Source organism: Gammaproteobacteria bacterium, from assembly GCA_021648145.1.
In the GTDB taxonomy this organism is placed as follows: domain Bacteria; phylum Pseudomonadota; class Gammaproteobacteria; order JAADGQ01; family JAADGQ01; genus S141-38.
Window position 1 is genome coordinate 17,582 of the sequence record JAKITI010000008.1, and the last position, 23,489, is coordinate 41,070.

The 23,489-nt window shown below is 43.0% G+C and carries 16 protein-coding genes; 7 read left to right on the forward strand and 9 right to left on the reverse strand.

The genetic code is table 11. The features are described from left to right. The first annotated feature begins 94 nt into the window (after window positions 1–94). The 6 genes from rpiA to L3J70_06570 all read left to right on the forward strand — a co-directional run bounded on the left by rpiA (window position 95) and on the right by L3J70_06570 (window position 10,167). Window positions 95–751, forward strand: a complete 657-nt coding sequence (gene rpiA, locus L3J70_06545) for a ribose-5-phosphate isomerase RpiA (protein ID MCF6236018.1) — start codon at window positions 95–97, stop codon at window positions 749–751. Between the two features lie 101 nt (window positions 752–852). Further along, entirely contained in the window at window positions 853–2,556 is a 1,704-nt protein-coding gene (locus tag L3J70_06550) for a hypothetical protein (protein ID MCF6236019.1), read from the forward strand. A gap of 14 nt (window positions 2,557–2,570) precedes the next feature. Then, the gene (locus L3J70_06555; protein ID MCF6236020.1) at window positions 2,571–4,310 is read left to right on the forward strand and encodes a DUF1302 domain-containing protein; all 1,740 of its coding nucleotides are present in this window, start codon (window positions 2,571–2,573) and stop codon (window positions 4,308–4,310) included. A 37-nt stretch (window positions 4,311–4,347) separates the two neighbouring features. Continuing rightward, window positions 4,348–6,801 carry an MMPL family transporter gene (locus tag L3J70_06560; protein ID MCF6236021.1) on the forward strand — a complete coding sequence of 818 codons (2,454 nt, stop codon included), beginning with the start codon at window positions 4,348–4,350 and terminating at the stop codon, window positions 6,799–6,801. A gap of 7 nt (window positions 6,802–6,808) precedes the next feature. Further along, window positions 6,809–7,738, forward strand: coding sequence for a PorT family protein (locus L3J70_06565; GenBank protein MCF6236022.1), 930 nt, complete (start codon window positions 6,809–6,811; stop codon window positions 7,736–7,738). Between the two features lie 11 nt (window positions 7,739–7,749). After that, window positions 7,750–10,167 (forward strand): tetratricopeptide repeat protein, encoded by a 2,418-nt coding sequence (locus tag L3J70_06570; protein ID MCF6236023.1) that lies wholly within the window; start codon window positions 7,750–7,752, stop codon window positions 10,165–10,167. 72 nt (window positions 10,168–10,239) lie between these two features. On the opposite strand, the gene L3J70_06575 is transcribed toward L3J70_06570, so the two are convergent. From L3J70_06575 to glnE, 3 genes are all read right to left on the reverse strand, one after another. Beyond that, window positions 10,240–11,043, reverse strand: coding sequence for an OmpA family protein (locus tag L3J70_06575; GenBank protein ID MCF6236024.1), 804 nt, complete (start codon window positions 11,041–11,043; stop codon window positions 10,240–10,242). 283 nt (window positions 11,044–11,326) lie between these two features. Next, complete coding sequence (locus L3J70_06580) at window positions 11,327–12,127, reverse strand: Zn-ribbon-containing protein (GenBank protein ID MCF6236025.1); 801 nt, start codon at window positions 12,125–12,127, stop codon at window positions 11,327–11,329. A gap of 80 nt (window positions 12,128–12,207) precedes the next feature. After that, complete coding sequence (glnE, locus tag L3J70_06585; protein ID MCF6236026.1) at window positions 12,208–15,081, reverse strand: bifunctional [glutamate--ammonia ligase]-adenylyl-L-tyrosine phosphorylase/[glutamate--ammonia-ligase] adenylyltransferase; 2,874 nt, start codon at window positions 15,079–15,081, stop codon at window positions 12,208–12,210. A 73-nt stretch (window positions 15,082–15,154) separates the two neighbouring features. On the opposite strand from glnE, the gene L3J70_06590 reads away from it, so the two are divergent. Continuing rightward, window positions 15,155–16,276, forward strand: a complete 1,122-nt coding sequence (locus tag L3J70_06590; protein MCF6236027.1) for a PilT/PilU family type 4a pilus ATPase — start codon at window positions 15,155–15,157, stop codon at window positions 16,274–16,276. A 257-nt stretch (window positions 16,277–16,533) separates the two neighbouring features. On the opposite strand, the gene L3J70_06595 is transcribed toward L3J70_06590, so the two are convergent. Genes L3J70_06595 through miaB form a run of 6 tightly spaced genes read right to left on the reverse strand, consistent with a single transcriptional unit; the run spans window position 16,534 to window position 23,399 of the window. Further along, the gene (locus L3J70_06595; GenBank protein MCF6236028.1) at window positions 16,534–18,168 is read right to left on the reverse strand and encodes an RluA family pseudouridine synthase; all 1,635 of its coding nucleotides are present in this window, start codon (window positions 18,166–18,168) and stop codon (window positions 16,534–16,536) included. 4 nt (window positions 18,169–18,172) lie between these two features. Then, entirely contained in the window at window positions 18,173–19,681 is a 1,509-nt protein-coding gene (lnt, locus tag L3J70_06600) for an apolipoprotein N-acyltransferase (GenBank protein ID MCF6236029.1), read from the reverse strand. 4 nt (window positions 19,682–19,685) lie between these two features. Then, window positions 19,686–20,582 carry a CBS domain-containing protein gene (locus L3J70_06605; protein MCF6236030.1) on the reverse strand — a complete coding sequence of 299 codons (897 nt, stop codon included), beginning with the start codon at window positions 20,580–20,582 and terminating at the stop codon, window positions 19,686–19,688. A 21-nt stretch (window positions 20,583–20,603) separates the two neighbouring features. Continuing rightward, window positions 20,604–21,065 carry an rRNA maturation RNase YbeY gene (gene ybeY, locus L3J70_06610; protein MCF6236031.1) on the reverse strand — a complete coding sequence of 154 codons (462 nt, stop codon included), beginning with the start codon at window positions 21,063–21,065 and terminating at the stop codon, window positions 20,604–20,606. Continuing rightward, window positions 21,052–22,077, reverse strand: a complete 1,026-nt coding sequence (locus L3J70_06615) for a PhoH family protein (GenBank protein ID MCF6236032.1) — start codon at window positions 22,075–22,077, stop codon at window positions 21,052–21,054. The genes ybeY and L3J70_06615 overlap by 14 nt, the downstream gene beginning before the upstream one ends. After that, window positions 22,074–23,399, reverse strand: a complete 1,326-nt coding sequence (miaB, locus tag L3J70_06620; protein ID MCF6236033.1) for a tRNA (N6-isopentenyl adenosine(37)-C2)-methylthiotransferase MiaB — start codon at window positions 23,397–23,399, stop codon at window positions 22,074–22,076. The genes L3J70_06615 and miaB overlap by 4 nt, the downstream gene beginning before the upstream one ends. Window positions 23,400–23,489 lie beyond the last annotated feature (90 nt).

The following is a 23,489-nucleotide window of genomic DNA, read 5'->3' on the forward strand; positions in this document are numbered from 1 at the left end:
ATATACTGCTCTTATGGGAAAGTCACGGGTGGTTGCGGTATTATGTCTACAGTTTTTGAGATAATTATTTAGCTATTAGAAACAGGAGATAAAAATGACACAAGATGAAATGAAAAAGCAGGTGGCCAGAGCGGCGCTGGAGTATGTGGATGTGGGTGGAATTATCGGTGTGGGTACAGGCTCTACCGCCAATCACTTTATTGATGCACTGGCAGAAATTAAACATAAAATTGATGGTGCAGTGGCAAGCTCTGAAGTCACCGCGATGCGTTTAAAAAGCCATGGCATTGATGTAATAGATCTGAATTCAGCGGGTGATCTTTCTGTTTATGTGGATGGCGCTGATGAGTCAACACGTTTTTTGCACCTTGTTAAGGGTGGTGGCGGTGCATTGACGCGTGAAAAAATAGTCGCTGCTGCCAGTAAAACTTTCGTCTGTATTGCCGACGACTCCAAATTGGTTGATATCTTGGGCACTTTCCCACTACCCATTGAGGTGATCCCAATGGCGCGGAGTTATGTGGCGCGTCAAATTGTTAAGCTGGGCGGCGATCCAGTACTTCGTGAAGAGTTTACAACGGATAATGGCAATATTATTCTGGATGTTCATAACATGAAAATTATGGAACCTGTAAAAATGGAAGCACAATTGAACAATATTGCGGGTGTGGTGACAAATGGTTTGTTTGCGATTCGCCCCGCTGATGTATTGTTGCTGGGCAGCAAGGACGGTGTTAAAACAATTACTTAATTACTTTCTGCATGGCTTGATTTTTTCTATGTTCATATTTCATCTGATTTTTGCAGGCAATACTACTGCGTTATGCATGTGAAAATTTGCAGGGTTTGAAATTGAATATAAAAAATATTCTCAAAATATTGATTTGCTTGTGGGGGGGGGGGAGTTTTATTGTTCCCAGTATTAGCTATTCAGCCCTTGACGGTGTTCCTGAAGAGGATAGAGAGGCACCTGAAGGGGTCTTTGCACCCGATACATCAAGCTTTGACGATGCGCAAGCGGATATAAAGCTACTCCCTGACTCTAACTTGGAAGATGATCTGTCGATGGAGGGGGCTGAGCCTTTGAGTGAAGCGGTTAAGCCTGAAACAAGCCAAGAGCCACTACCTGAAGTTAAAACTAAAGTAGAAGTGATTGAAGAGCCTGTTGCTGACACCGAAGAGAAAGGCTACCTTTCTCGGTTTTTTGTCGCTGAAAAGTGGCCAGAACTCAGTGTGAGTGGCTATCTGAAAAATGAAACCGCATATCGCTTACGCGAGCCGCGCTCTTTTACGAAAATCAGAAATATTTTTTACCTGAATGCAGGTTATGAAATGACTCCCGATATTAAATTAAATTTTTCGGGCTGGGCTTATTACGATCTTGCCTATGATTTGTACGATTACCAGACAATCGCGGCACGCCTGGAGCGTGAAGCGAAAGAGCCGTTGGTCTTTATAGCCAACCTGCCTGAGGAGACAGACTCTCCCGTTGCCGAAGTTAGGGAGCTTTATCTGGATCTGTTTTTTGAAAATGTTGATGTTCGCCTTGGCAAGCAATACATCATCTGGGGAGTGCTTGAAGGTAATCGAGTGACTGATGAGATAAATCCGCTGGATTTTCGCGAGCTTTTTTTACCTGATTTGCTAGATTATCGTGTACCACTCTGGTCTGCTAAAGTCGATTATTACCGAGATGAAGCGGATTATCAGTTTGTGCTTATTCCACAGCTTAAGTTTCACCAACCTGGCCCCCAAGGATCAGAGTGGGAGCTATTACAAGAAGTCCCTAATACGACATTTCCGAAGTCCTATAAGCTTTCCAATGCTGAATTTGCTTTAAAAGCAACAACAGGTCAGTTTTTAGAGACTGAAATAACACTGAGCTATTTTTATACGTGGGATGATTACCCCGTGTTATTTCGAAAAATGAGAGTCGATTTTGATCCTGAGCAGACCTTTTTTCCGACTTATACGCGCATTTCTATTTTTGGTGCGACCTTTATCAAACCAGTGAATAAATACATCGTAAAAGGTGAGATTGCTTATGTACCCGATAAATATTTCGGTATAGCGAATGATACCGATGGCGATGGTGACGGATTTCTTGACCAAAATGGGGTGTTCAAAAAAGCTCATATTCGCTGGGGTCTGGGTGTTGATTTTAATTACAAAGGCATGGAAGTCTCACCTGCAATCGTCCAGTGGGTCATTATGGCGTATGACAAACCCATCATTCAGGATGAGTTTGATACCAGCTTGAGTCTTTATCTGCGCAAGGAGTTGCATGAAATTAATGCACTATTTGAGCTTCTGGCGATTTATTCAATTAACTTTAAGGATGCTTATCTACAACCCAAAATTGCTTTTCGAATTACAGATAGCTTGCAAATAACGGCTGGCTTTGATCTGTTCAGCGGTGAAAATTCGCAATTTGGTGTCGGGGTTGGCGGAAATGCACAAACAGGCAATTTAGTCATTGTTAAAGAGCGAGCCCGCTTTTTTGGAAACTTTGATGATAATGATCGAATTTTTGTAGAGTTTAAATACGCTTTTTAAATGAGATGTTTTGGATGTTTTATCGTAGTTTTTCCATGAATCGTGTATTAATCCAGGCTTTTTGGCTTGTTGCTCTACTATTAAGTGCCGTTGTTTATGCAGAGCCTCCTACTCTGGAAGATAATCGTTTTACGGATGATAGTGCATTAGGAATTACGCCGCTGGAGACCCAGGCAGAAGAGTTTGAGAAGCTGGAGCCTGTAAAGAGGCCGGAAATTGATCGTTACTCAGATGAGTCATCAAACAAAGAGATTGATATTCCTCTGGTTGTTGACCCCGAAGATAAAGAGGGCGATGTTGATGCGCCGAGTGATACTCAACCTGCTGAGAAAGAAAAGGGATCAGAAACACAAACAGAGGTGCCAAAAGCCTCTGCTATTGAAGGTAAAGGTTATTTATCACAGTTTTTTTCCGCATTAACCGTACCAGAGCTAACGGTTAGTGGGTACTTAAAGAATGAGCTCGCATATCGCTTTCGTGAGCCTCGCTCAATAACGAAGGTTAAAAACATACTTTATCTGGAAGCGCAGTATGTTGCGAGTGATACCATGCAGTTTAATATTGCAGGCTGGGCCTATTATGACCATGCTTATGATCTGTTTGATTATCAAACGATTTCAGCGCGTCTGGAACGTGAAGAGAAGGAGCCGCTGGTTTTTATAGAAGATCTACAAGAAAATAAGGACTCATCAGTGGCAGAGCTGCGTGAATTTTATGTTGATTTGTTTCTGGATGATTTTGATATTCGCTTAGGTAAACAATATGTTATTTGGGGCATACTTGAAGGAAATAGAGTGACGGATGAAATTAATCCTATCGACTTTAGAGAGTTAACGCTACCTGACCTGCTCGACTATCGCATACCACTCTGGACGGCCAAGGTGGATTACTATCGAGATGAAGCGACGTATCAATTTCTATGGATCCCTGAACTCAAGTTTCATAAACCCGCTCCAAGTGGCTCTGAATGGGAGTTATTACAGAATGTTGAAGGTACTTATTATCCTGAGTCATATAAACTTGTAAATTCCGAGTTTGCTTTTCGTATGACGACGGATCAATGGTTTGATTCACAAATTGCGCTGAGCTACTTTTATACATGGGATGATTACCCTGTGATGTTTCGTCGCATGAAAATCATAGCAGATGCTGATCCTGAATTTTTCCCCACTTATTCACGTATGTCACTATGGGGGGCAACGATTCTCAAACCCATCGGAAAAACCATTTTAAAAGGCGAACTTGCTTATGCACCGGATAAATATTTTGGTATTCAAAATACAACAGATGGTGATAATGATGGTTTTCTTGATCAAAATGGGGAGTTTAAAAAAGCACATGTCCGCTGGGGGCTGGGCGTTGATTTTAATTACAAAGGCATGGAAATTTCTCCAGCCATTGTACAATGGATTATTTTTGCGTATGACAAGCCGATTATTCAGGATGAGTTTGAGACCACGATCAGCCTTTATTTGCGCAAGCCATTCTCAAAAGGCCGAAGGTTGTTTGAACTATTGGCTATTTATTCACCAAACTATAAAGAGAGCTATGTAAAGCCGAAAGTTACATTTTTGATGTCAGACAGCTTTCAATTTACCGCAGGTTTTGATCTGTTTCAGGGAAAAAAGTCCCAGTTTGGTGTGGGTGTGGGTTCAACACAATCGGGTATAGTCGCACTTGATCAGCGTGCCCGATTCTTTGGTAATTTTAATGACAATGACCGATTTTTTGTTGAATTTAAATATTCATTCTGATTATAAAATTTCCTAAGCTTGGAGCTGCTGTTTTTTTATGTTGAAACCTCTTTACTCTCTGGGATTGAAATATCCGAAGCTTATATTGTTAGCGATTGCAATGCTGACGGTTTATTTCGCACTGCAGCTTCCTCAGCTTCGCTGGGAAACGGATGCACGCGTCTATCTTCCCAATGGGCACCCCGCCATTTTGTATGATGAAAAAGTGGATACCATATTTGGTGTTAAAGATGCCATGGTCATTGCAATCGTCAATGAAGAGGAGGGTATATTTAACCCCGATACACTTGCCCATATCGCCTCAATTACTGAAAAGCTTGCAGCACTGCCCGGCATAAAAGCTAATAGGACTCTTGACGTTGTTTCACTTTCGACCGCAACGCTGTTTGTCGGTGATGAGGAGTCCATTGGTGCAATGGCATTGATGAAAACACCAGCAACCGATGAAGCCTCGATCGAAGCGTTGAAAAAAATTGTCTACGGTAATGCCGATCTTTTTGTGGGCAATATCGTATCGCAAGATGGCAAAGCGGCCATGATTCGAGCACGGCTCAAAGAAGGTTCTGACAACCGTTATATGACTTACTGGCAAGTCAAAGCCATTCTCGATGCTGAATATGGCACCGCGACTGAATGGCAAGGCGAGTGGTCAGGAGATGGCGATTGGGGGCAAGGTGATTGGGATAATTCAGCGTGGGAAGGGGGCAGCCAGACTTCACAAAGCAGCTTTGATAAAGTTTATATTTCGGGTCGCCCCGTCATTGAAGTAACTTCCGGGCTGGATGCGATGACTGATATGAAAGTCATGATTCCTATGTTGGTGGCTGCAATCGGATTTGCACTGTTCATGATTTTTCGCACCGCACGGGGCGTTGTATTGCCGATTGCAGTCGTTATGATTTCGATTATCTGGACGATGGGTGTAATGGTGCTGATGGGGATTCCGTTGTATACCATTTCAACGATGTTACCGGTCATTTTGGTAGCGGTGGGAATTGGTGATGCGGTGCATTTAATGAGTCGTTATTATGATCATGTATTGCAAGATCCGCATAACGATGCTAATGACATCGTCCAAAAAATGATGCATGAGCTTGGGCCACCACTTTTGGTGACTTCGCTGACGACATCCATTGGATTTTTATCATTCTATTTTGCTGAGATGCCCCCTTTTAAAATCTTTGGCCTGTTTACCGTGCTGGGCATTATGTTTAGCTGGCTTATTTCTATTATGCTGATTCCAGCCGCATTAAGTTTATTGACACCTAAAGTGGGTAACTATTTAGCCAGGCAGCGCTCAATACGAATTCGCTCTGAGCAAAGTGTATTAACTTCAAGACTAGTTCAGGCGAGCCGATTGTTCGTACGTTATCGAACAGGTATTGCGGTCACTATTGTCGCAATCTCTATACTTTCTGTGATGGGTGCATCACGCCTTTTTGTTGATTCTAGCTGGATGAGTGATTTCAGAGAAGACAGTGACATTGTCGTTTCAAACAATGTTTTGAATAATAAATTTGATGGCACACTGTTTCTCAATGTGGTGTTTGAAAGTGAAGAGAATGACACTATTAAATCCCCCGAATTACTGAAAAAAATAGAAGAAATGCAGCAACATCTGGAGCAACTTCCCTTTGTTGGTGACTCACTGTCTATTGTTGATTATCTAAAAAGTGTCAATAAAAATCTAAATGCTGGGCAAGAAGCGTATAACGTCCTGCCCGATTCCAGAGCAATCATCGGTGAATATCTCTATTTGCTCTCGATCTCAGGGCAGCCGGAACAGCTCAGTGAAGTGATTGATTATGATTATCGCCGCGCACTTGTGAGCTTTTCGATTCAAACGGATCACACACAAGATATTAAAGTTATTATTGATGCCGCTGAGTCATATATAGATAAGGAGTTTGAAGACTTTCCTGTTGAAGTGAATCTGGCGGGCTCAGCGAATAATTCATTTGTATGGGCGAAACTGTTGATCGAAAGCCAGGCAATTGCAATTATATTTTCAAAAATTGGCATTTTCCTTATTGCATCACTGTTATTTAGATCCATGGTCATCGGCTTGTTTGTGGTGTTACCTGTCACGATTACAACGTTAATTATGGCGGGTGTTGCGGGTGCGTTAAGAATACCGATTGATGTATCAACAACATTAGCTGCAGGTGTTGCGATTGGTGTGGGGGTGGATTATGCCGTGCACTACATTTTTAAATATAAAGCAGCGTTGAATGAATTTTCAGATTCCATGTTAGCGACGGAAGAAACGTTCCGGCGAGTCGGGCGTACGATTGTATTGAATGCCTTGATTGTTATTTCAGGTTTTGTTGTCTTACTATTTTCACAATTTCCACCGCATATTAAGTTGGGATACTTTGTGATCATTTATATGGCATTAAGCTGCCTTGTGGCATTAATAATTTTGCCGGTACTGTTTTCATTCTACAAACCCATGGATAAAAAAATCGGACGTGTTCGTGCAATCACATAAGGGACGAATGAAGTCTCTGAGTGCCTCTTTTATCATGGTGTTCTCAATATCTGTTGCTTATGCTGAAAATGAGCCCGTTTGGGGCTTTTCCCCTGTTCTTAGCTATTCCAAGCCTAAATTAAAACTGTTTAATGAAAAAGAGCTTAAGGCACCTATTATTTTAACAGCGAACAGTCTGGACGAAGTTGGCAATAGTATAAAAACACCTTTTACATTTAGTAACCCGCTGGATGATATAGAGGCGGGTTTATCGGGGGGCGTTGAATTTCAGTGGCGCGTACATAAAAATCACTCCTTAGTGCTGGGTTACAGCTCCTGGGAAGGCACCTCCAGTGGCACAATTAATGCTAATTTTCCACTGCAGGAAATATTGAGTAATACGATCCAGCACAGGAAAACAAAATTATCGTATAACGATTTTTTTGTGGGTTGGCGCTATCGGTTATTTCAACGTAATAGATATAATTTTTATTTTCAAGCCGGTGTGAATGAGCTGTATGATATCGATTTCAGGGAAGATTTAAATTTTGAATTTGTTGATATTCGAAGTGATACCGTGGTCGGTGCACTGGTGAGCACACCGCAGCGTAATATCATTGTACAGGCGCAAAGTACGGGTAACATGATGTTGCAGTTTGGTGGCGGGGGTGAATACTTTTTAACAGAACAATTTTCAATTGGGTTTGAGGCAGGCTATAGCTTTGGGCTTGAAGATGCAACGCTTAAGAATCAACAGCGGCGCTGGGACTTTTTAGCAATGGATAATATCAGTACGGCGGCACTGAACTTGCCCACAAAGAAAGTGGATAATGAAACGTATTATCTGAGTGACTATTATTATGATGAGGATGAAGAGGAGTATATCGCTGTTTATGAAAAGCTAAAACTTGATTTTGATAGCTGGAAAGTCATGTTGAAATTTACGGTATATTATTAATTATAAGTACTATGCGTAAATTATTCCCGATCTCTATTATATCTGCGTTATTAGCCACACTATTTTTAGTGTGGGTGCCCCAGTTAGTTGCACAGCCACAAAAAACCATTAATAGTTCTGCTCCTGCTTTTGCTCCCATACAGTTCAATAAATCTCAAAGAACGAAAAAACAAAAGCTGCTTGCACACGGCAAAAAATATATCAGTGCAGGCGATATTAAAAATGCGATTACTATTTTTTTAAGCGCATTGAAAAAGTTTCCAAATGATATTGATGTGCTCAATCATCTTGGAATTGCATATTCGATGAATAAACAGTTGACTCAGGCACAAGAAGTATTCTTGCAAGTGATTGAGCAAGACCCAAAGGCAGCGGGGGCACATATGAATGTTGCGAGAATATTTGGTCAGCAGGGGAATGCTGAAAAAGAGCGGTATCATTTTTCTCAGGTTGTTACGCAAGAGCCTGATAGCAAACGAGGTAAACAAGCACAGACTCGCTTATGGCTCTTAAAAGGCAAAGATTTTTTTCAGAAAAAAGAGTATGAGAAGGGTGAGGCTGAGATTAAAAAGTTGTTGAAAGAGCGCCCTAATTCACCCGCAGCCCTCTTTGCTTTAGGTTCTGCTTATCTGGAGCAAAATAGAGGTGAAGAGGCTGTAAAAACATTTACTCAGCTTGCTGAAATTAACCCAGATAATTTTAAAGCTCAATTTGGCTTGGCTCGCGCTTATTTAAGTGGAAGAAAGTTTGATGAAGCATTCGTGCAGCTTGATAAAGCAGCGGTAACGACGCAGAGCGATATACAAAAAAAACAACTGAAAGCAGTGATGCTAAATGCATATATGAATGATGGAACACGACTTTCAAAACTGGGGAAATTAAAGTTAGGGCAGGCACAATTTAAAAAGGCCGTCGAATTAGATCCTGATAATCCGCGAGCTCATTTTGGTCTCGGAGGCACATATCTCCACATGAAGCAGCTCGATAAAGCGCGAGAATTATATAAACGCGTGACAGAGCTTGATCCAACCAATCCCATTGGTTATAAGCAGTTGGGTAATGTTCTGCTTGGTTTGGGGGAGTTTAATGAGGCCGCTGAGGCCTATTTAACCGCAGTGACACTCGAAGGTGACCCTGAAAAATCAGAAAAATTACTGTTCAAAGCACAAGTTGTATTGGCTCGTGCTGAATTAAAAGCTGAAAACTATGATGCCGCAGAAAAATTATTTCAGGCACTGATTGATCTGAATCCAGATGAATACGAACCCTATCTTTATATGGGATTTGTAAAAAACCGCAAAGGGGATCTAGACGAGGCGGTGAAAATGTATGAAAAGCTACTGGAGTTGAAACCAGGTTATATTCCGGGGTTATGGTTTTTATCACTGCTTTATGAGCAGCAGGGAGAAAATGAGAAAGCCGCCGTGGGCTATAGGCAGATTGTGAATGGTTCCACTGGAAAATTGGCTGAAAAATCAAAAGAGCGTATACGTATTGTTGATCGTCGTCTGCGGCCTGATTCTTATGCTATGACCTATCAAATGGGCTATGACGATAATGTGAATCAGAACCCTGAACAACCTGACTCTGATTATCGCACTGACCTGTTTTTTAATATGGCATACCAGTTCAGGCCAAAGAAGAACCTTAAATATGACTTCAGTCTATCGCCATCATATTCGGTTTTTCATCTGCAACAGTTTGATTTTTTCTCCTATGATGCAAGCGCTTCTGTCAATTCCGGGCCGGTAGATCGTTACTGGACACTGGGCTACAGCTATCGGAAAAACAGTCGTTTGATGCTGGATGAAGCTATCAGCAAGAGCTCAGTGTATAAAGCGAGTGGCTATCGGCGCTTGAATATGAAAAGTATCTCTCCTGAGACTTGGGGCTCTGATGTGAGTTCCACGGTGACAGGAACGTTATCTTATACGGATAAAGAGTCATTAGTCGGAACGATTTCTGATGCAAAAATTTATACTGTGGGAGCGACTCTTAGGCAGCCTTTTGCGATGCGTAGTAATTTACGTTTGGGGTATACCCTGACACGAACAGACAATAAAAATGAAGTGGACTCAGATTTTGCAAATACCAGTCACGAATTCAGCACCTATTTGAGTAAAAGTTTTAAACATAAGCTCTCAGGAAGCTTGGGCTATCAGTTATTGTATTCAAGATTCAAGAATCCTGATTCATTTACAGGTTTTAAGAAGCGTCGATCAAATTTACAAAATAAACTGTCCGCACGGCTGAATTATAGATTAAATTCACAACTATTTTTTTATGGCCAATATAGTTGGCAAATTATACGCTCCGAATTTTCATCTAACATTGTATTAAGCGGTGAGACGATTGCAACACTCGAACAAAATGCATTGGTCAGCTATATTAGAAATAACTTTGTTTTAGGCTTTAGGTTGGAGTTTTGAGTTTGAGAAAATTAAGCTAAACCCCAACAGCCGAAGGATTCCGTTGGGGTATTCTGCTATTTATTATGGAGTCTAACGCGTTACTTTTGGTAGCTCGCTTGATAAAATATCAAGGTTTGGTAGCATAACGATCTCTATCCGGCGATTAAGCTTCCGGCCTTCTTCAGTTTCATTCTCAGATCTCGGGCGAAATTCACCAAAACCAGCCGCAGAGATATTCTCAGGGGCAACATCCATACTGGTCAGTAGGTGGATGACGGTGAGAGCTCGGGTTGTGGATAATTCCCAATTACTCGGAAAGCGTGCGCTTTTTATCGGATTATTGTCTGTGTGTCCTTCAATTTGAAAGCGCCTGTCTGAAAACTGGCTCAGTACTAATGCAATGTTAGCTAGAGCCTCTTTACCTTCGGGGTTTAAGTGAGCACTTCCACTCTTAAACAGAACATTGTTCGGAAGGTTAATGACAATCCGGCCCTGCTCAATGCTGACCGTTAATTGACCCCCATCAATCATGGTTTTCAATCGATTAACAAACTGTGCATATATTTCATTACGGCGTTTAGTTTCGGCTTCAATATTACTCAGAGTGGCCATTTTTTCCTGAGACTCTGAAAGCTCCTTTTGAAGCGCCAATTTTCTTGCTTCAAGTTTGTTTAACTCGTCCTGAGTTTTTGCAATTTGCTTTTTAGAAGAATCCAGCTCCTGTTCGGTTTTTTTAATTTTTTCTTTATTACGACTAATTTCATCTTGAGCGCTCTCCAAAGATTGGTGCATGGCATCTTTTTCGGCGAGTGCGGTCTCGAATTTACCGCTGGATACACAGGCGGATAAAAGAACTGAAGATAGAAGCGTGATTGTCAGTGTGCTAAATTTCATGTTAGCTCCTTATGATTTTTATTGGTCTGAGTTTTCCGTTGAATTTGGGTCAACTATGTTGAACCAAATCGGCCATCCTGTTGTTCCGACTCACACAGAGTAGTGATTTTTTTAATCTATAGCAATGACTTGAGTCCGTTTATAGAAAAAGAAACGGTTTGATGCCAGGAAGACTGTACGAGAAGGTTGGTGTTGTGTGTGTGAATGTGTATATCTGCTTGGCTTTGTTTGAGTGATTTTGTTGTTGGCAGCGGGGTAGTCCGCATAAATTACGTCCCTTTTTTCAAGACTCATCTTCACTGTTCACATTTGTGGATAACTCTGAAACTAATCTACTTTCATCACATTTAAAGGCTATAAAATCAGATGATGTTTTATCTGCTATAAGCCAGTCATTGCCTGTGATTGGACATTTTCTTTGTTGGTCTTGTTTTTGTGACCCATCTCGATAATTGAAGAGAAAATAATAGGTTGGTACAGCCGTTAGTTTTTCAACTAATGCACACAGTTTACGCCCAGATTTATTAATGCTGGAGAAAGGGTTTTGCATTTGTTCTTGTGTAAATGCTTCGTATGCACCACTAGATAACCACAATCCAGACAACCTTTCAAAATCTTGATTCCAGAAATAAATATTATCGTAATCCACTCCGTTATGATCTGTACCAGGAAATCTATATAATGGTATGGGGCGATGTGTATCACCACAAAGCAATGGTGATTCCCAGCCATTTCTTAATATATAATAGGATGAGTTTTCAGGAACTGTATAATTTGGATTACCTGCATCTCTTCCTGTGAATATACTTTCTATGGTGCTACCTGTATTTTTTTCTATTTTTTCTATCAAGTCTAAACTGTACTCACTGCAATATTTTAAAAATAGCGAATCTTTTTCAGGGCAAATAACAGGTACTCGCAGCGTTAAATCATCGACAATTATTGGGTGGTCTTTTTTGATAATTTGACCCGTCCGGTCTAAATGAAAAACATAATCATAAGCCCAGTCTATCCAGTCCTCGTATTGTTGATTATGTTTTTCCTTGAATCGTTTATTTTTGATAATGATATCGAATGCGTACATGATTATTTATCCTTAGAACCAAAGCGTTGAAAGAGATTTTCGAATAAAACTCACTCTACAGATGCAACTCTAATTTACAATCATGGCGACTTATCAAGCAACTTCTGCCAAATTGTTTTAACCTGACTGCTCTCTTCTTTAAATTTTTGACTATCAACTAAAGCCTTTTTTCCCTGAAGCACTTGGTGGTGACCCGCATGGCGATAGCTGCGATAAGCGTTGCTCAATTGTTTAAACTCCTCTTCTGTAAAAAAGAATATTTTAGTGAGCGCTTCGAGCAGGCTCAGGTGATCCGTCCAACGAAGCAGCTCTGGGTGCTTGTGTGCGTTGGCAAGGATGCCGTATTGTACTAAAAACTCAATATCAACAATGCCTCCCACAGCATGTTTAAGGTCAAATTTTCCCTGTTGCTTCGTTGTGAGTGTTTGACGCATCTGCTCTCGCATTTTTTTTATCTCTTGTTTCAGTGTTGTTAATGGCTCTTTTTCTGAAAGTACTTTTTGCCGAATCGCTGTGAATTTGTCGCAAAGCCTACCTTGATTGTTGCCCGCGATAAATCGTGCCCGAATCAATGCCTGATGTTCCCATGTCCAGGCAGACGAGTGTTGATAAGTAGAAAAAGCATCCAGGCTGCTCACCAATAGGCCAGAAGAGCCATTGGGGCGCAGGCGCATATCAACTTCATAGAGCATTCCTGATGAAGTCAGTGTATTGAGCATATGAATAATACTTTGACCCAGTCGAGTGAAAAACTGTGCATGACTGATGGGTTTCACGCCTGTTGTTTGTGAATCGCTGTGAGGGTCGTCATACAAAAAAACGAGATCCAGATCGGAGCCATAACCCAGCTCAATGCCACCTAGTTTGCCGTAACCGATAATAGCAAAATCAATATCGGTGCTTGCATTGTGCTGCTGCGGCATCCCATGTTTTTTGGTCAAACGTTTTAATGCGAGTTGCAAGGCCTGTTGTAAAATATTTTCTGCAATTGCCGTCAAATAATCACTGACATTCATGAGTGGTAGTTTACCCATAATATCTGTTGCGGCCACACGTAAAACATGTGCCTTTTTGAACTGGCGCAGTACGTCCATCTGGCGCTCAAGGTCATCCTCTTTAATTTGCTCAAGTTGAAAGGCCAGTTCAATTTCCATGCGGGTTTTATCGAGCGGCGTATAAAGCACTCTTGGATCAAGCAATTCATCCAGCAATAAGGGGTAGCGTGTTAACTGCTCAGTAATCCAGGGGCAAGCCAGATTTAATTGCACCAGTTGGGAAAGTGCCATCGGGTTCTCAGTGAGGAGCGAAAAATAGGCACTGCGCCGAGTCATGGCTTCGATAAACTGGATGAGCCTCTGTAATGGCTTAATTGATTGGCTTTGAGTCAGTGCTGCGCCAAGTAGCAGTGGCATCAGTCGATCAAGGCGCTCTTTGGCCATCATAGCTAGGCTTGTATAGCGTGATGAATGGTGTAACTGTGTGAGGGTTTGAGCAATTTCAATTGCGGTGTTGCTATCATAGCCAGCCTGCGTGAGCAGTGCGATGGCCTGTTCTGAATGAGCGCTGCTTTGCCATATATCAGAAAATTGCGTGAAATGGTCTGTTTGAGGAGCATCAAACACCTGCTCAAAGTGGCTATGAACTTGATTCAGATGTTGCTCAAGTGCCGTCATAAATGTTTGCCAATTGGAAAACCCCATGGAAAAGGCCAGTCGTTCACGGCTTAATTTGTTTTCAGGCAGCGTATGTGTCTGCTTGTCCTCCATCATTTGCAGACGATTTTCTGTACGGCGTAAAAAAACATAGGCTTCCGTCAGAGTGAGAACAACATGCCTAGGCAGGTAGTTTTTTTGCTCCAGCAGGCGTAAAATTTTTAAGATACTGCGTTCTCGCAGCTCAGGCTCTCTGCCACCACGAATCAGTTGAAAGGCTTGCCCAATAAACTCTACTTCACGAATTCCACCAATGCCCAGCTTGATATTATTCTCTTTTTTTCGGCGCTCAACATCATGATTGATGCTTTGTTTGAGCTTTCGCAATGCTCTGAAGGCGCTAAAATCCAGATAACGACGATAGACAAAGGGGCGCATGATTTTCAGTAATTGTTCACCTGCAGCGGAGTCACCCGAGATGATGCGTGCTTTAACCCAGGCGTAACGTTCCCAGTCTCGGCCGTGAGCTTGATAGTAGGCTTCCATTGCATCAAAGCTCATGGCCAAAGGGCCACTGTCGCCAAATGGACGTAAGCGCACGTCGGTACGAAATACATACCCCTGAGGTGTTAAGGCCGACAGTGCATTGATAAGGCGCTGCCCCAGTTTGGTAAAGTATTCACCATTGCTTAAACTTTTGGATCGGCCTGTTGTTTGACCTTGCGATGGATAGGCAAAAATCAGATCAATGTCAGAGGAAAAATTCAATTCATGAGCGCCGAGCTTACCCATCGCGATGACAACCATTTTCTGTGGAACCCTATTTTCATCAACGGGTGTTCCGTAGATTTTTGATTGCCATTGGTGAAGCCGTGTTAACGATTCATCAACACACGCTTCGGCAAGTTCAGATAGGTCGGAGAGGGTTTCATCAAGCGAGGCTTGTTGTGCGAGGTCACGCCAGGCAATACGCACCATTTCTCTCCGACGAAAATGGCGCAAGACATCAAGCAGTGCAGCCTCCTCAGTCACTTTTGTGAGTTGTTTTGAGAGTACGGTGTGATATCTGTTTTTTTCGTAAATTGTGTTCAGGTCATTGCTGTGTATCAGTTTAAGCAGCATGTTTGGGTGGCGAATACAGCTTTGAGCCACAAACTCACTTCCTGCCCAAACGGTTTGTAATGTTTTCAACAGTAAAGGATCGGAACTCAGCGGTGAGTTTTCAATTGAAGTCGCATTGCAGAAGGACTCCCATTGACTGGAGATGAGGCTTTGTAACTCTTGTGATACTGGCAATGGCATGGTTTTACCTTGAGTCAAGATGTTTTTGCTGTTGTCGATAGATCATAGAACAGCTAATGGAGCAAAAAGAAAGATGGAATTTGATGATTACTTAAAAGCAATGGTAGAGCAAGATGCATCAGATATCTATCTGACCACTGGAGCGCCCGCAAGCGCTAAAATTCAGGGGCAAATGGTGCCGCTGGAGAGTGATAAACTGAAACCAAACCGCGTCAAGGAAATTGCTTATGGCGTAATGAATGGGGATCAAATTGCTGAGTTTGAAGCCAAACCTGAGATGAATATGGCTCTTTCGGCCAGAGGAATCGGGCGTTTCCGTATCAATATTTTCAAACAGCGGAATCAAGTGGGGATGGTGATTCGTAATATCAAAACGACCATTCCGACCATGAGTGACCTTAAATTACCCTCAGTGCTCGCCAAGCTTGTCATGCAAAAGCGGGGGCTGATTCTATTTGTTGGAGGAACGGGGTCAGGAAAATCGACCTCATTGGCGGCATTGCTGGACTATAGAAACGAGCACCATGCAGGTCATATTATTACGATTGAAGACCCTATTGAGTATGTTCATACACATAAAAAAAGTATCGTAAATCAGCGTGAAGTGGGTGTCGACACAGACAGCTTTGAAGATGCTCTAAAAAACACGCTGCGCCAAGCACCTGATGTTATTTTAATTGGTGAAATACGTGACCGTGAAACGATGGAGCACGCGCTCGCTTTTGCAGAGACTGGGCACCTCGCTATTTCAACACTTCATGCTAATAACGCCAATCAGGCTTTTGACCGTATTATTAACTTTTTCCCAGAAGAGCGGCACAAGCAACTGCTGCTCGATCTATCACTGAATGTTCGTGGTTTTGTTTCCCAGCGCTTGGTACGAACGGTGGATAATAAACGAACGGCTGCGATTGAAGTTCTTTTAGGTACACCGTTAGTGGCTGATTTAATTCTTAAAAGTGAGATAACCAAAATTAAGGATGTGATGGAAAAATCAGAAAATCTGGGAATGCAGACTTTTGATACGGCACTGTATAAGCTCTACCGTGAAGGGCGCATCAGTTTTGAAGAAGCGCTACGCAATGCAGATTCTCAAAATAATCTACGTTTGAAAATTAGTCTGGATGAGAAAAAAGAGAATCAAGGCGCACCATCTTTTGCACTGGAGTTGGAGGAGAGTGATATTGAGGTTTAGACACAGCTCAATGTGCTAAAGTTTGGTGAAAAAAATGATGCTTCGGGCAATCCACTGGAGCATTATTAGCTGATTTAGGCCAATAAAAACTCAAGCCTCCGATTTAACCTTTGCTTTCAGTCATTGTATAAGCATGTTTTCAAAATGCTTCACATCACCTGGTAATATTTTTTTGGTCTACCCGCCGCTGAGGGCGAAAGCACAATATCCACCGATAAATTTGATAATTCACAAATATGTCTCGGCAGCGCCGCCGCTCAAAAAGGAGCAGCGACTCGAACCTCAATGCGTTGACCTGTCGCAGGGTGAATAAAAATTAGCCGCTCCGCATGAAGTAGCAGTCGTTCACTCTCAGCACCATAAAGTTCATCACCTTCAATGGGAGTATTGAGCCCATCCTTATGCGAAGCATGCACTCTAAGCTGATGAGTTCGCCCCGTAACTGGGTAGAAATAGACGCGTGTTCGACCCCGCTTTCGTTCAATCACTTTCCAGTGAGTTTTTGCTAACTTTCCATGAGTAAAACAGACGCATTGGCGAGGCCGGTCATCAATATCCACACGCAGTGGCAGCTCAATCACACCCTGGCTCTGATCTTCAGGCAGCTCTTTTGATAACACCGCCACATAACGCTTTTTAATCGTACGTTTAAGAAATTGTTTTTGCAGTGCTTTATGTGTTTCTGAGTTTTTCGCAACAAGCAATAAACCCGAGGTTGAAAGGTCAAGGCGATGCACTAGCAATGCACCTGTTGCTTTAGGGTAACGTTTTTGTAGGCGTGTTAATACAGAGTCTTGCACCTCTTTTCCCGGCACTGAGAGCAAACCATGAGGTTTATTAACCACAAACAGGTCATCATCTTCATAAACTGCGACAGGTTCATTTTCACCAATGGCTTTAACTAATTCAGTCGGCGGTTGAACATCAAGCCCTTGCAACATAAAAGGCAGAATGGGCCAACACTTTCCTCGACAAGAGGGATAATAAAAACCATGATGCCGAACTCCTTCTTTTGGTGAAGCGCCCCACCAGAACTCGGCCAAAGCCAGCGGAAGTAAATGGTGGCGATTTGCATATTGAATCAACTTGGGTGCTGCACAATCCCCCGCACCTCCTGGTGGTTTTTGACCCTTATAAAAGGTAGAAACTTCTTGCTGTTCACCAAAAAAATTAGTCAACCGGTACGTTGAAAAAACCTGTTTATGCAGCTTACTGGATAACTCAGCTCTTGCCTTTTTAAGCCGTTCAATTTTACCGTCAATTTGATTCAGCGGAACTTGTATACTGACCAGTCGTGCGATCCACTCAGTTTTAATGTCTTTTAACTCACGTTTATCCTGCTGACTTTCTCGTGCCAATTCCGTGAATAAAGCATCATTGTTTTGCAACGCCTTTCGCTGCTCATCACGCAGTGCTTTACGTGCTTTATGAGACTGTTTCAACAAAAGCCATGCGGCATCACGCTCCTGTTCCTGCTGCTTTAATTGCTTTTGTAAATCACGATATTTTTGGCTGCTTTGTAATTCAAATATCTGAGAAGTGAAGTCGGCCAAAGCCGCTTCCCCTGCAGGCAAAAAACTATCCCGTTCAACTAAATCAAATAGCTCGGGGACAAACCCTGGCCACCGCCACTTTCCGGCTAACATGCCGGAAAAGCCTGATAAAAATCCGATATTATTGTTTTGGTCTTTCACCACCAACACACCAAACATTTTGCCACCCTCAGGAGCATCGAAGTCATGAGGACAATTAAATTGGTTATTTAACAGGTCTTGCAGTTGTTCGCTCGCTTTTTTTGCGATTGCATGAGGGGTGTTGTTAAATGGACTTGGAAATATGAGTGGAAGGTCAGCCGGTTGTGGAGGAGGAGATAAATAAGTGATGCAGCACATATCTCTAGCGGTGAGTTCGTCGACTCACAATCAACGCTGATAAAAGAGAAACACTGACCAATATAATCACCATCCAGTTGCCCCATACCACATAAGGGGTCGCACCTTGCATGGGCTGCACTTCATCCGTCAACACATGCACTTCAAACTGTGGAGATGCGGATTGAATTTTTCCATCGGGGCCAATAATTGCAGAGATTCCAGTATTTGTTGATCGTAGTACAAAGCGACCCGTTTCCAATGCGCGCATACGAATAATTTGTAAATGCTGATGAGGCCCGATTGATTCGCCAAACCAACCATCATTACTGACATTCACCAGCATGGATGCTTCAGGCAGGCTGGTAATCAGCTCTTCTCCAAACACAGCTTCATAACAGATTGAGAGCCCTATTTTATGCCCATTCACCTCCATCAAAATCTGATCATCATCACCTGAACTAAAATCAGACATGGGTACGTCCATAAAATCAACGATATCGGATAGCAGCGATTTCATGGGCAAATATTCAGTAAAAGGCACCAAATGCTGTTTGTGATAAATACCTTCGGTTGTACCCAGGCCCACGACGCTATTGTAATAGCGAACTGGCTCCATTTGCACTGAAAGCACACCAATCAACAGCTGACTATTATTCGCTTTTGCCTCATCGCCCAGCGGCTCAAGCACATCCAGTACTCGATAACGAAAATCAGGCAGTGCACTCTCAGGCCAGACAATCAAATCACTCTGCCAATTTTCACGGGTCAAACGGCTGTAGCGCTCAATAGTCGGCATTCTCATTTCTGCCAACCATTTTTCATCCTGCGCTATATTGCCTTGAATCAAACTTACTTTGACAGGCTCTCCCTCAGGCGTTGTCCAGGTGATCTGTCCCATCATTGCAGCCAGCAGCCACAACGCAACAATAGCCAACCCTGAAAGCCATGACTTTTTCATCACTGCAAACAGCAGCAATCCTGCACTCAATGCCACCACCCATGAGACACCATAAACACCTAACACAGGCGCAAAACTACTCAACAGACTATCCACTTGGCTGTAGCCCAGATTTAGCCATGGAAAACCTGTCATAAACCAGCCACGCACCCACTCTAGAAATACCCAGGCGGCAGGCAAAACAATAACAAGTTTTAATTTCAGTGAAAGAGGGTGGAAAAAACGTGTAAACAGATAGCCTAATAACGCATAAAACAACGCCATAAACATGACCATAAGCGCCAATATAAACAGAGAGAGCGGCACATTGACATGACCGAAATGGTGGATACTAATATACATCCAGGTCGTGCCTGCACCAAACATGGCCGCACCAAATAGCAACCCACGAATAAAAGCACGGCCTGGCAAAACATCCAGCCACGTCATAAATAACAGTGCAGGCAATAAAATAGCGAATGGATACAGATTAAAAGGCGCGTAAGCCAGCGGCATCAATAGGCCCGCCAACAGCGCTAAAAGATCACCCCGCCAACCCGCTCGACTCACCCGCGAAAAGACTAGGTCGAGCACCGTGTTATTCAGTTGCTGAATTGGGGTTTGCCGGAGAGTTTTTTACTGGATTGGCCCCTTTTTCCAAAGACATTTCCAATAAATGAATCCGGCGACTGTCAGCATTTAGCACTTTAAAATGAAAGGGTTTAATTTCTACAGTTTCACCGGGCTGCGGCATATGACCAAAGCTATTCATCACCAGACCCGCAATGGTATCAAACTCATCATCGCTAAACTTGGTTGAAAAATACTCATTAAACTCCTCAATTGAGGCCAATGCCTTGATCGTATAAAGTGTCTCGCTATGCTTTTTAATGTATAGATCTTCATCATCAAAATCATGTTCATCCGCAATATCGCCGACAATCTGCTCAAGCACATCTTCAATAGTCACTAACCCTGCTACACCACCATATTCATCCACAACGATAGCCATATGATTACGATTAGAGCGAAACTCTTGAAGCAACTGGTTCAGCCGCTTGCTCTCAGGAACAAACACAGCAGGGCGCAATAATTCTTTCAAATTCAATGGCGCATCATGGTCATTGGCGAGCGGCACCAAAAGATCTTTAACCAGTAAAATCCCCAGCACTTCATCTCGGGTTTCACCCATCACAGGAAAGCGGGAGTGTGCCGAATCAATGATTGAAGGCAAACAGTGCTCCCAATTCCCATCACCTTCTAAAACAACCATCTGGGAGCGCGGTATCATAATATCCCTCACACGCATTTCAGAGACCAAAAGAGAACCTTCGATCATACTGAGTGTTTCATCGTTAATGAGGTTTCGTTGCCGAGAGTCGCGCAGCAACGTCAGCAACTGCTCCCTATTTTGTGGTTCATCGCCACTTAGTGCGTGGCTTAATCTTTCCAGCCACGAACGATTATTTAAGCCATTGCTTGATTGATCAGTCATATAAGTATTACTAAAGCCTCTTCAAAAATAATACTGGTAAGGATCAGAATAACCCAACTGCCCAAGAATTTCAGTCTCTAATTTTTCCATGAGCACTGCTTGTTCAGATTCGATATGATCATACCCCAAAAGGTGCAGCACGCCATGCACAACCATGTGTGCGTAATGAGCCACGATTTCTTTATTTTGATCTGCGGCCTCACACTCAACGACCTGCGCGCAGATCGCGATATCACCCAACAAAGGAGCTCCAATCTCTTCCATGCACTCCATAGGGAAAGAGAGCACATTGGTCGAACCCTGCTTATGGCGAAAATCTTCGTTCAATTGCTTGCTTTCAGACTCACCCACCAAACGTACCGTTAGCTCTGCATGAGCCATACGATCACCGATCGCAGCCACTGCCCACTGTTTAATATCGGCTTCAGTAGGCAGAAATTTACTGGCCACCGCATATTGAACTTCGATATTAATATCGCTCATCGTTACGCTGCGCTAAAGTTTCTTTTGAATCTTCAGCGATCTTTTCAGCCCTTTCGGCGACCTCATAAGCTTTCACAATGCGTTGAACCAAAGGGTGGCGCATCACATCGCGCGTTTTAAAAAATGTAAAACTAGCCCCTTCTACTTCTCGTAGCACCTCAGTCACATGACGTAATCCAGAGGGGCGGCCACGGGGCAAATCAATCTGTGTCACGTCACCTGTAATCACTGCTTTTGAGCCATAACCAATCCGTGTCAAAAACATTTTCATCTGTTCAACGGTGGTATTTTGTGCCTCATCAAGAATAATGAAAGATTCATTCAGCGTTCGCCCCCGCATGTAGGCCAATGGTGCCACCTCAATGACGTTTTTCTCCATCAACTTAGCCACGCGTTCAAACCCGAGCATTTCATATAAAGCATCGTAGAGAGGCCGAAGATAAGGGTCGATTTTTTGCTCTAAGTCACCGGGCAAAAACCCCAAACGCTCTCCTGCTTCTACCGCTGGGCGCACCAAGAGTATTCGCCGAACATTCTCTCTTTCCAGCGCCTCAACTGCACAAGCAACAGCCAGATAGGTTTTTCCTGTGCCTGCGGGGCCGATGCCAAAACTCACATCATGCTGTTTGATATTCAGAAGATAGCGCTGCTGATTGGCCGCACGCGCTTTAATATTGCCACGCCGTAAATGAACAACAATTTCTTTATCTAATTCGGCTTGGCCTTTCTTCGAGACTTCCGCACCTGACTCTTGCAGAAATAGATGCACCGACGCTTTATTGAGTGTTGACTCTTCGGTTTCATCATAAAGGTTTGTGACAACAGATTGAGCCGAGCGCATTGCAGCTGGGCTGCCAACCACTTTAAAAGCATTGCCTCGGTTATTGATCTCAATACCTAAATGGCGCTCAATTTGACGCAGATGTTCATCAAATGGCCCACAAAGATTAGCGAGACGCGAATTATCATCAGGCTCCAGAACAAAAGAACCTTCATTAGTAGATTGACTCAAGAGATTTGCTCACCTCGCAAAGAGTTAGGAAGTGCTTCTGTGATGCGAACGTCCATAAACGTTCCGATCAAAGAGACATCACCTGTAAAATTAACCACTCGATTATTTTCAGTACGCCCTGCCAACTGCGCCGTATCTTTTGTAGACAAACGCTCCACAAGAACTGACTGAACAGAACCGACCATGCTTTCACTAATCGCCATCGACTGCTCATTTAAAAGTGCTTGCAGACGCGCCAAGCGTACTTTTTTAGCCTCCATTGGTACATCATCTTCCATGCTGGCTGCAGGTGTGCCAGGTCGGGCGCTATAAATAAAACTGAATGAGCGATCAAAACCGACCTCTTCAATCAACTTCATCGTATCTTCAAACTCATCGTCCGTTTCACCTGGAAAGCCAATAATAAAGTCAGACGAAAGTGAAATGTTGGGACGAACTTCACGCAAACGACGCAGCTTAGATTTGTATTCCATAATCATATGGCCACGCTTCATTCGCGCCAATACGCGATCTGAACCACTTTGCACGGGCAGATGCACATGGCTGACTAACTCAGGCACCTCAGAGTAGACTTCAATCAAACTATCAGAGAATTCAACGGGATGAGACGTGGTATAACGAATGCGATCAATACCATCAATCGCGGCGACATAAGAGATTAGTAGCGCAAGATCTGCATCGTCACCATCCGCCATACGGCCACGATAAGCGTTTACATTCTGCCCCAGCAAGTTCACTTCACGCACACCTTGTCCGGCCAGATGTGCCACTTCAGACAGCACATCATCAAACGGGCGACTCACCTCTTCACCGCGCGTATAGGGCACGACACAAAAGGTACAATACTTACTGCAACCTTCCATCACCGTCACCAACGCTGAAACACCATCGGCTTTAGCTTTTGGTAATGAATCAAATTTTTCGACTTCAGGAAAAGAGACATCAAAAGCAGGCTTGCGCTCTTTTTCGACGCTGTTCAGCATATCTGGCAAACGATGCAATGTTTGTGGACCAAAAACAATATCCACATACGGCGCACGCTGACGAATGGCTTCGCCTTCCTGGCTCGCCACACAGCCACCGACTGCGATTACAATATTGGGGCGTTTGTTTTTTAATTTAAGCCACCGCCCAAGTTGTGAAAAAACCTTCTCTTGCGCTTTTTCACGAATTGAACATGTGTTTAAAATCAGGACATCCGCATCACTATCATCGTTTGCAGCGACCAGCCCATGAGACTGCGCCAAAACATCAGCCATCTTGGCAGAATCATAGTCGTTCATTTGGCAACCAAAGGTCTTAATATACAGCTTACGTTTCATACAACCCTGTTCATTATCATAATAGAGTGACAATCTACTATTTTTATCGCAGGATTTCTACCGTCGAATAACAGCCATAGAAATTGAGCA

Bases quoted from the DNA above. Each gene is read 5' to 3' on its own strand.
- rpiA (MCF6236018.1), top strand. From the start codon at position 95: ATGACACAAGATGAAATGAAAAAGCAGGTGGCCAGAGCGGCGCTGGAG.
- L3J70_06565 (MCF6236022.1), top strand. From the start codon at position 6,809: ATGAAGTCTCTGAGTGCCTCTTTTATCATGGTGTTCTCAATATCTGTT.
- glnE (MCF6236026.1), bottom strand. From the start codon at position 15,081: ATGCCATTGCCAGTATCACAAGAGTTACAAAGCCTCATCTCCAGTCAA.
- L3J70_06590 (MCF6236027.1), top strand. From the start codon at position 15,155: ATGGAATTTGATGATTACTTAAAAGCAATGGTAGAGCAAGATGCATCA.
- L3J70_06595 (MCF6236028.1), bottom strand. From the start codon at position 18,168: ATGTGCTGCATCACTTATTTATCTCCTCCTCCACAACCGGCTGACCTT.
- L3J70_06555 (MCF6236020.1), top strand. From the start codon at position 2,571: ATGTTTTATCGTAGTTTTTCCATGAATCGTGTATTAATCCAGGCTTTT.
- L3J70_06560 (MCF6236021.1), top strand. From the start codon at position 4,348: ATGTTGAAACCTCTTTACTCTCTGGGATTGAAATATCCGAAGCTTATA.
- L3J70_06575 (MCF6236024.1), bottom strand. From the start codon at position 11,043: ATGAAATTTAGCACACTGACAATCACGCTTCTATCTTCAGTTCTTTTA.
- L3J70_06580 (MCF6236025.1), bottom strand. From the start codon at position 12,127: ATGTACGCATTCGATATCATTATCAAAAATAAACGATTCAAGGAAAAA.
- ybeY (MCF6236031.1), bottom strand. From the start codon at position 21,065: ATGAGCGATATTAATATCGAAGTTCAATATGCGGTGGCCAGTAAATTT.
- L3J70_06570 (MCF6236023.1), top strand. From the start codon at position 7,750: ATGCGTAAATTATTCCCGATCTCTATTATATCTGCGTTATTAGCCACA.
- miaB (MCF6236033.1), bottom strand. From the start codon at position 23,399: ATGAAACGTAAGCTGTATATTAAGACCTTTGGTTGCCAAATGAACGAC.
- L3J70_06605 (MCF6236030.1), bottom strand. From the start codon at position 20,582: ATGACTGATCAATCAAGCAATGGCTTAAATAATCGTTCGTGGCTGGAA.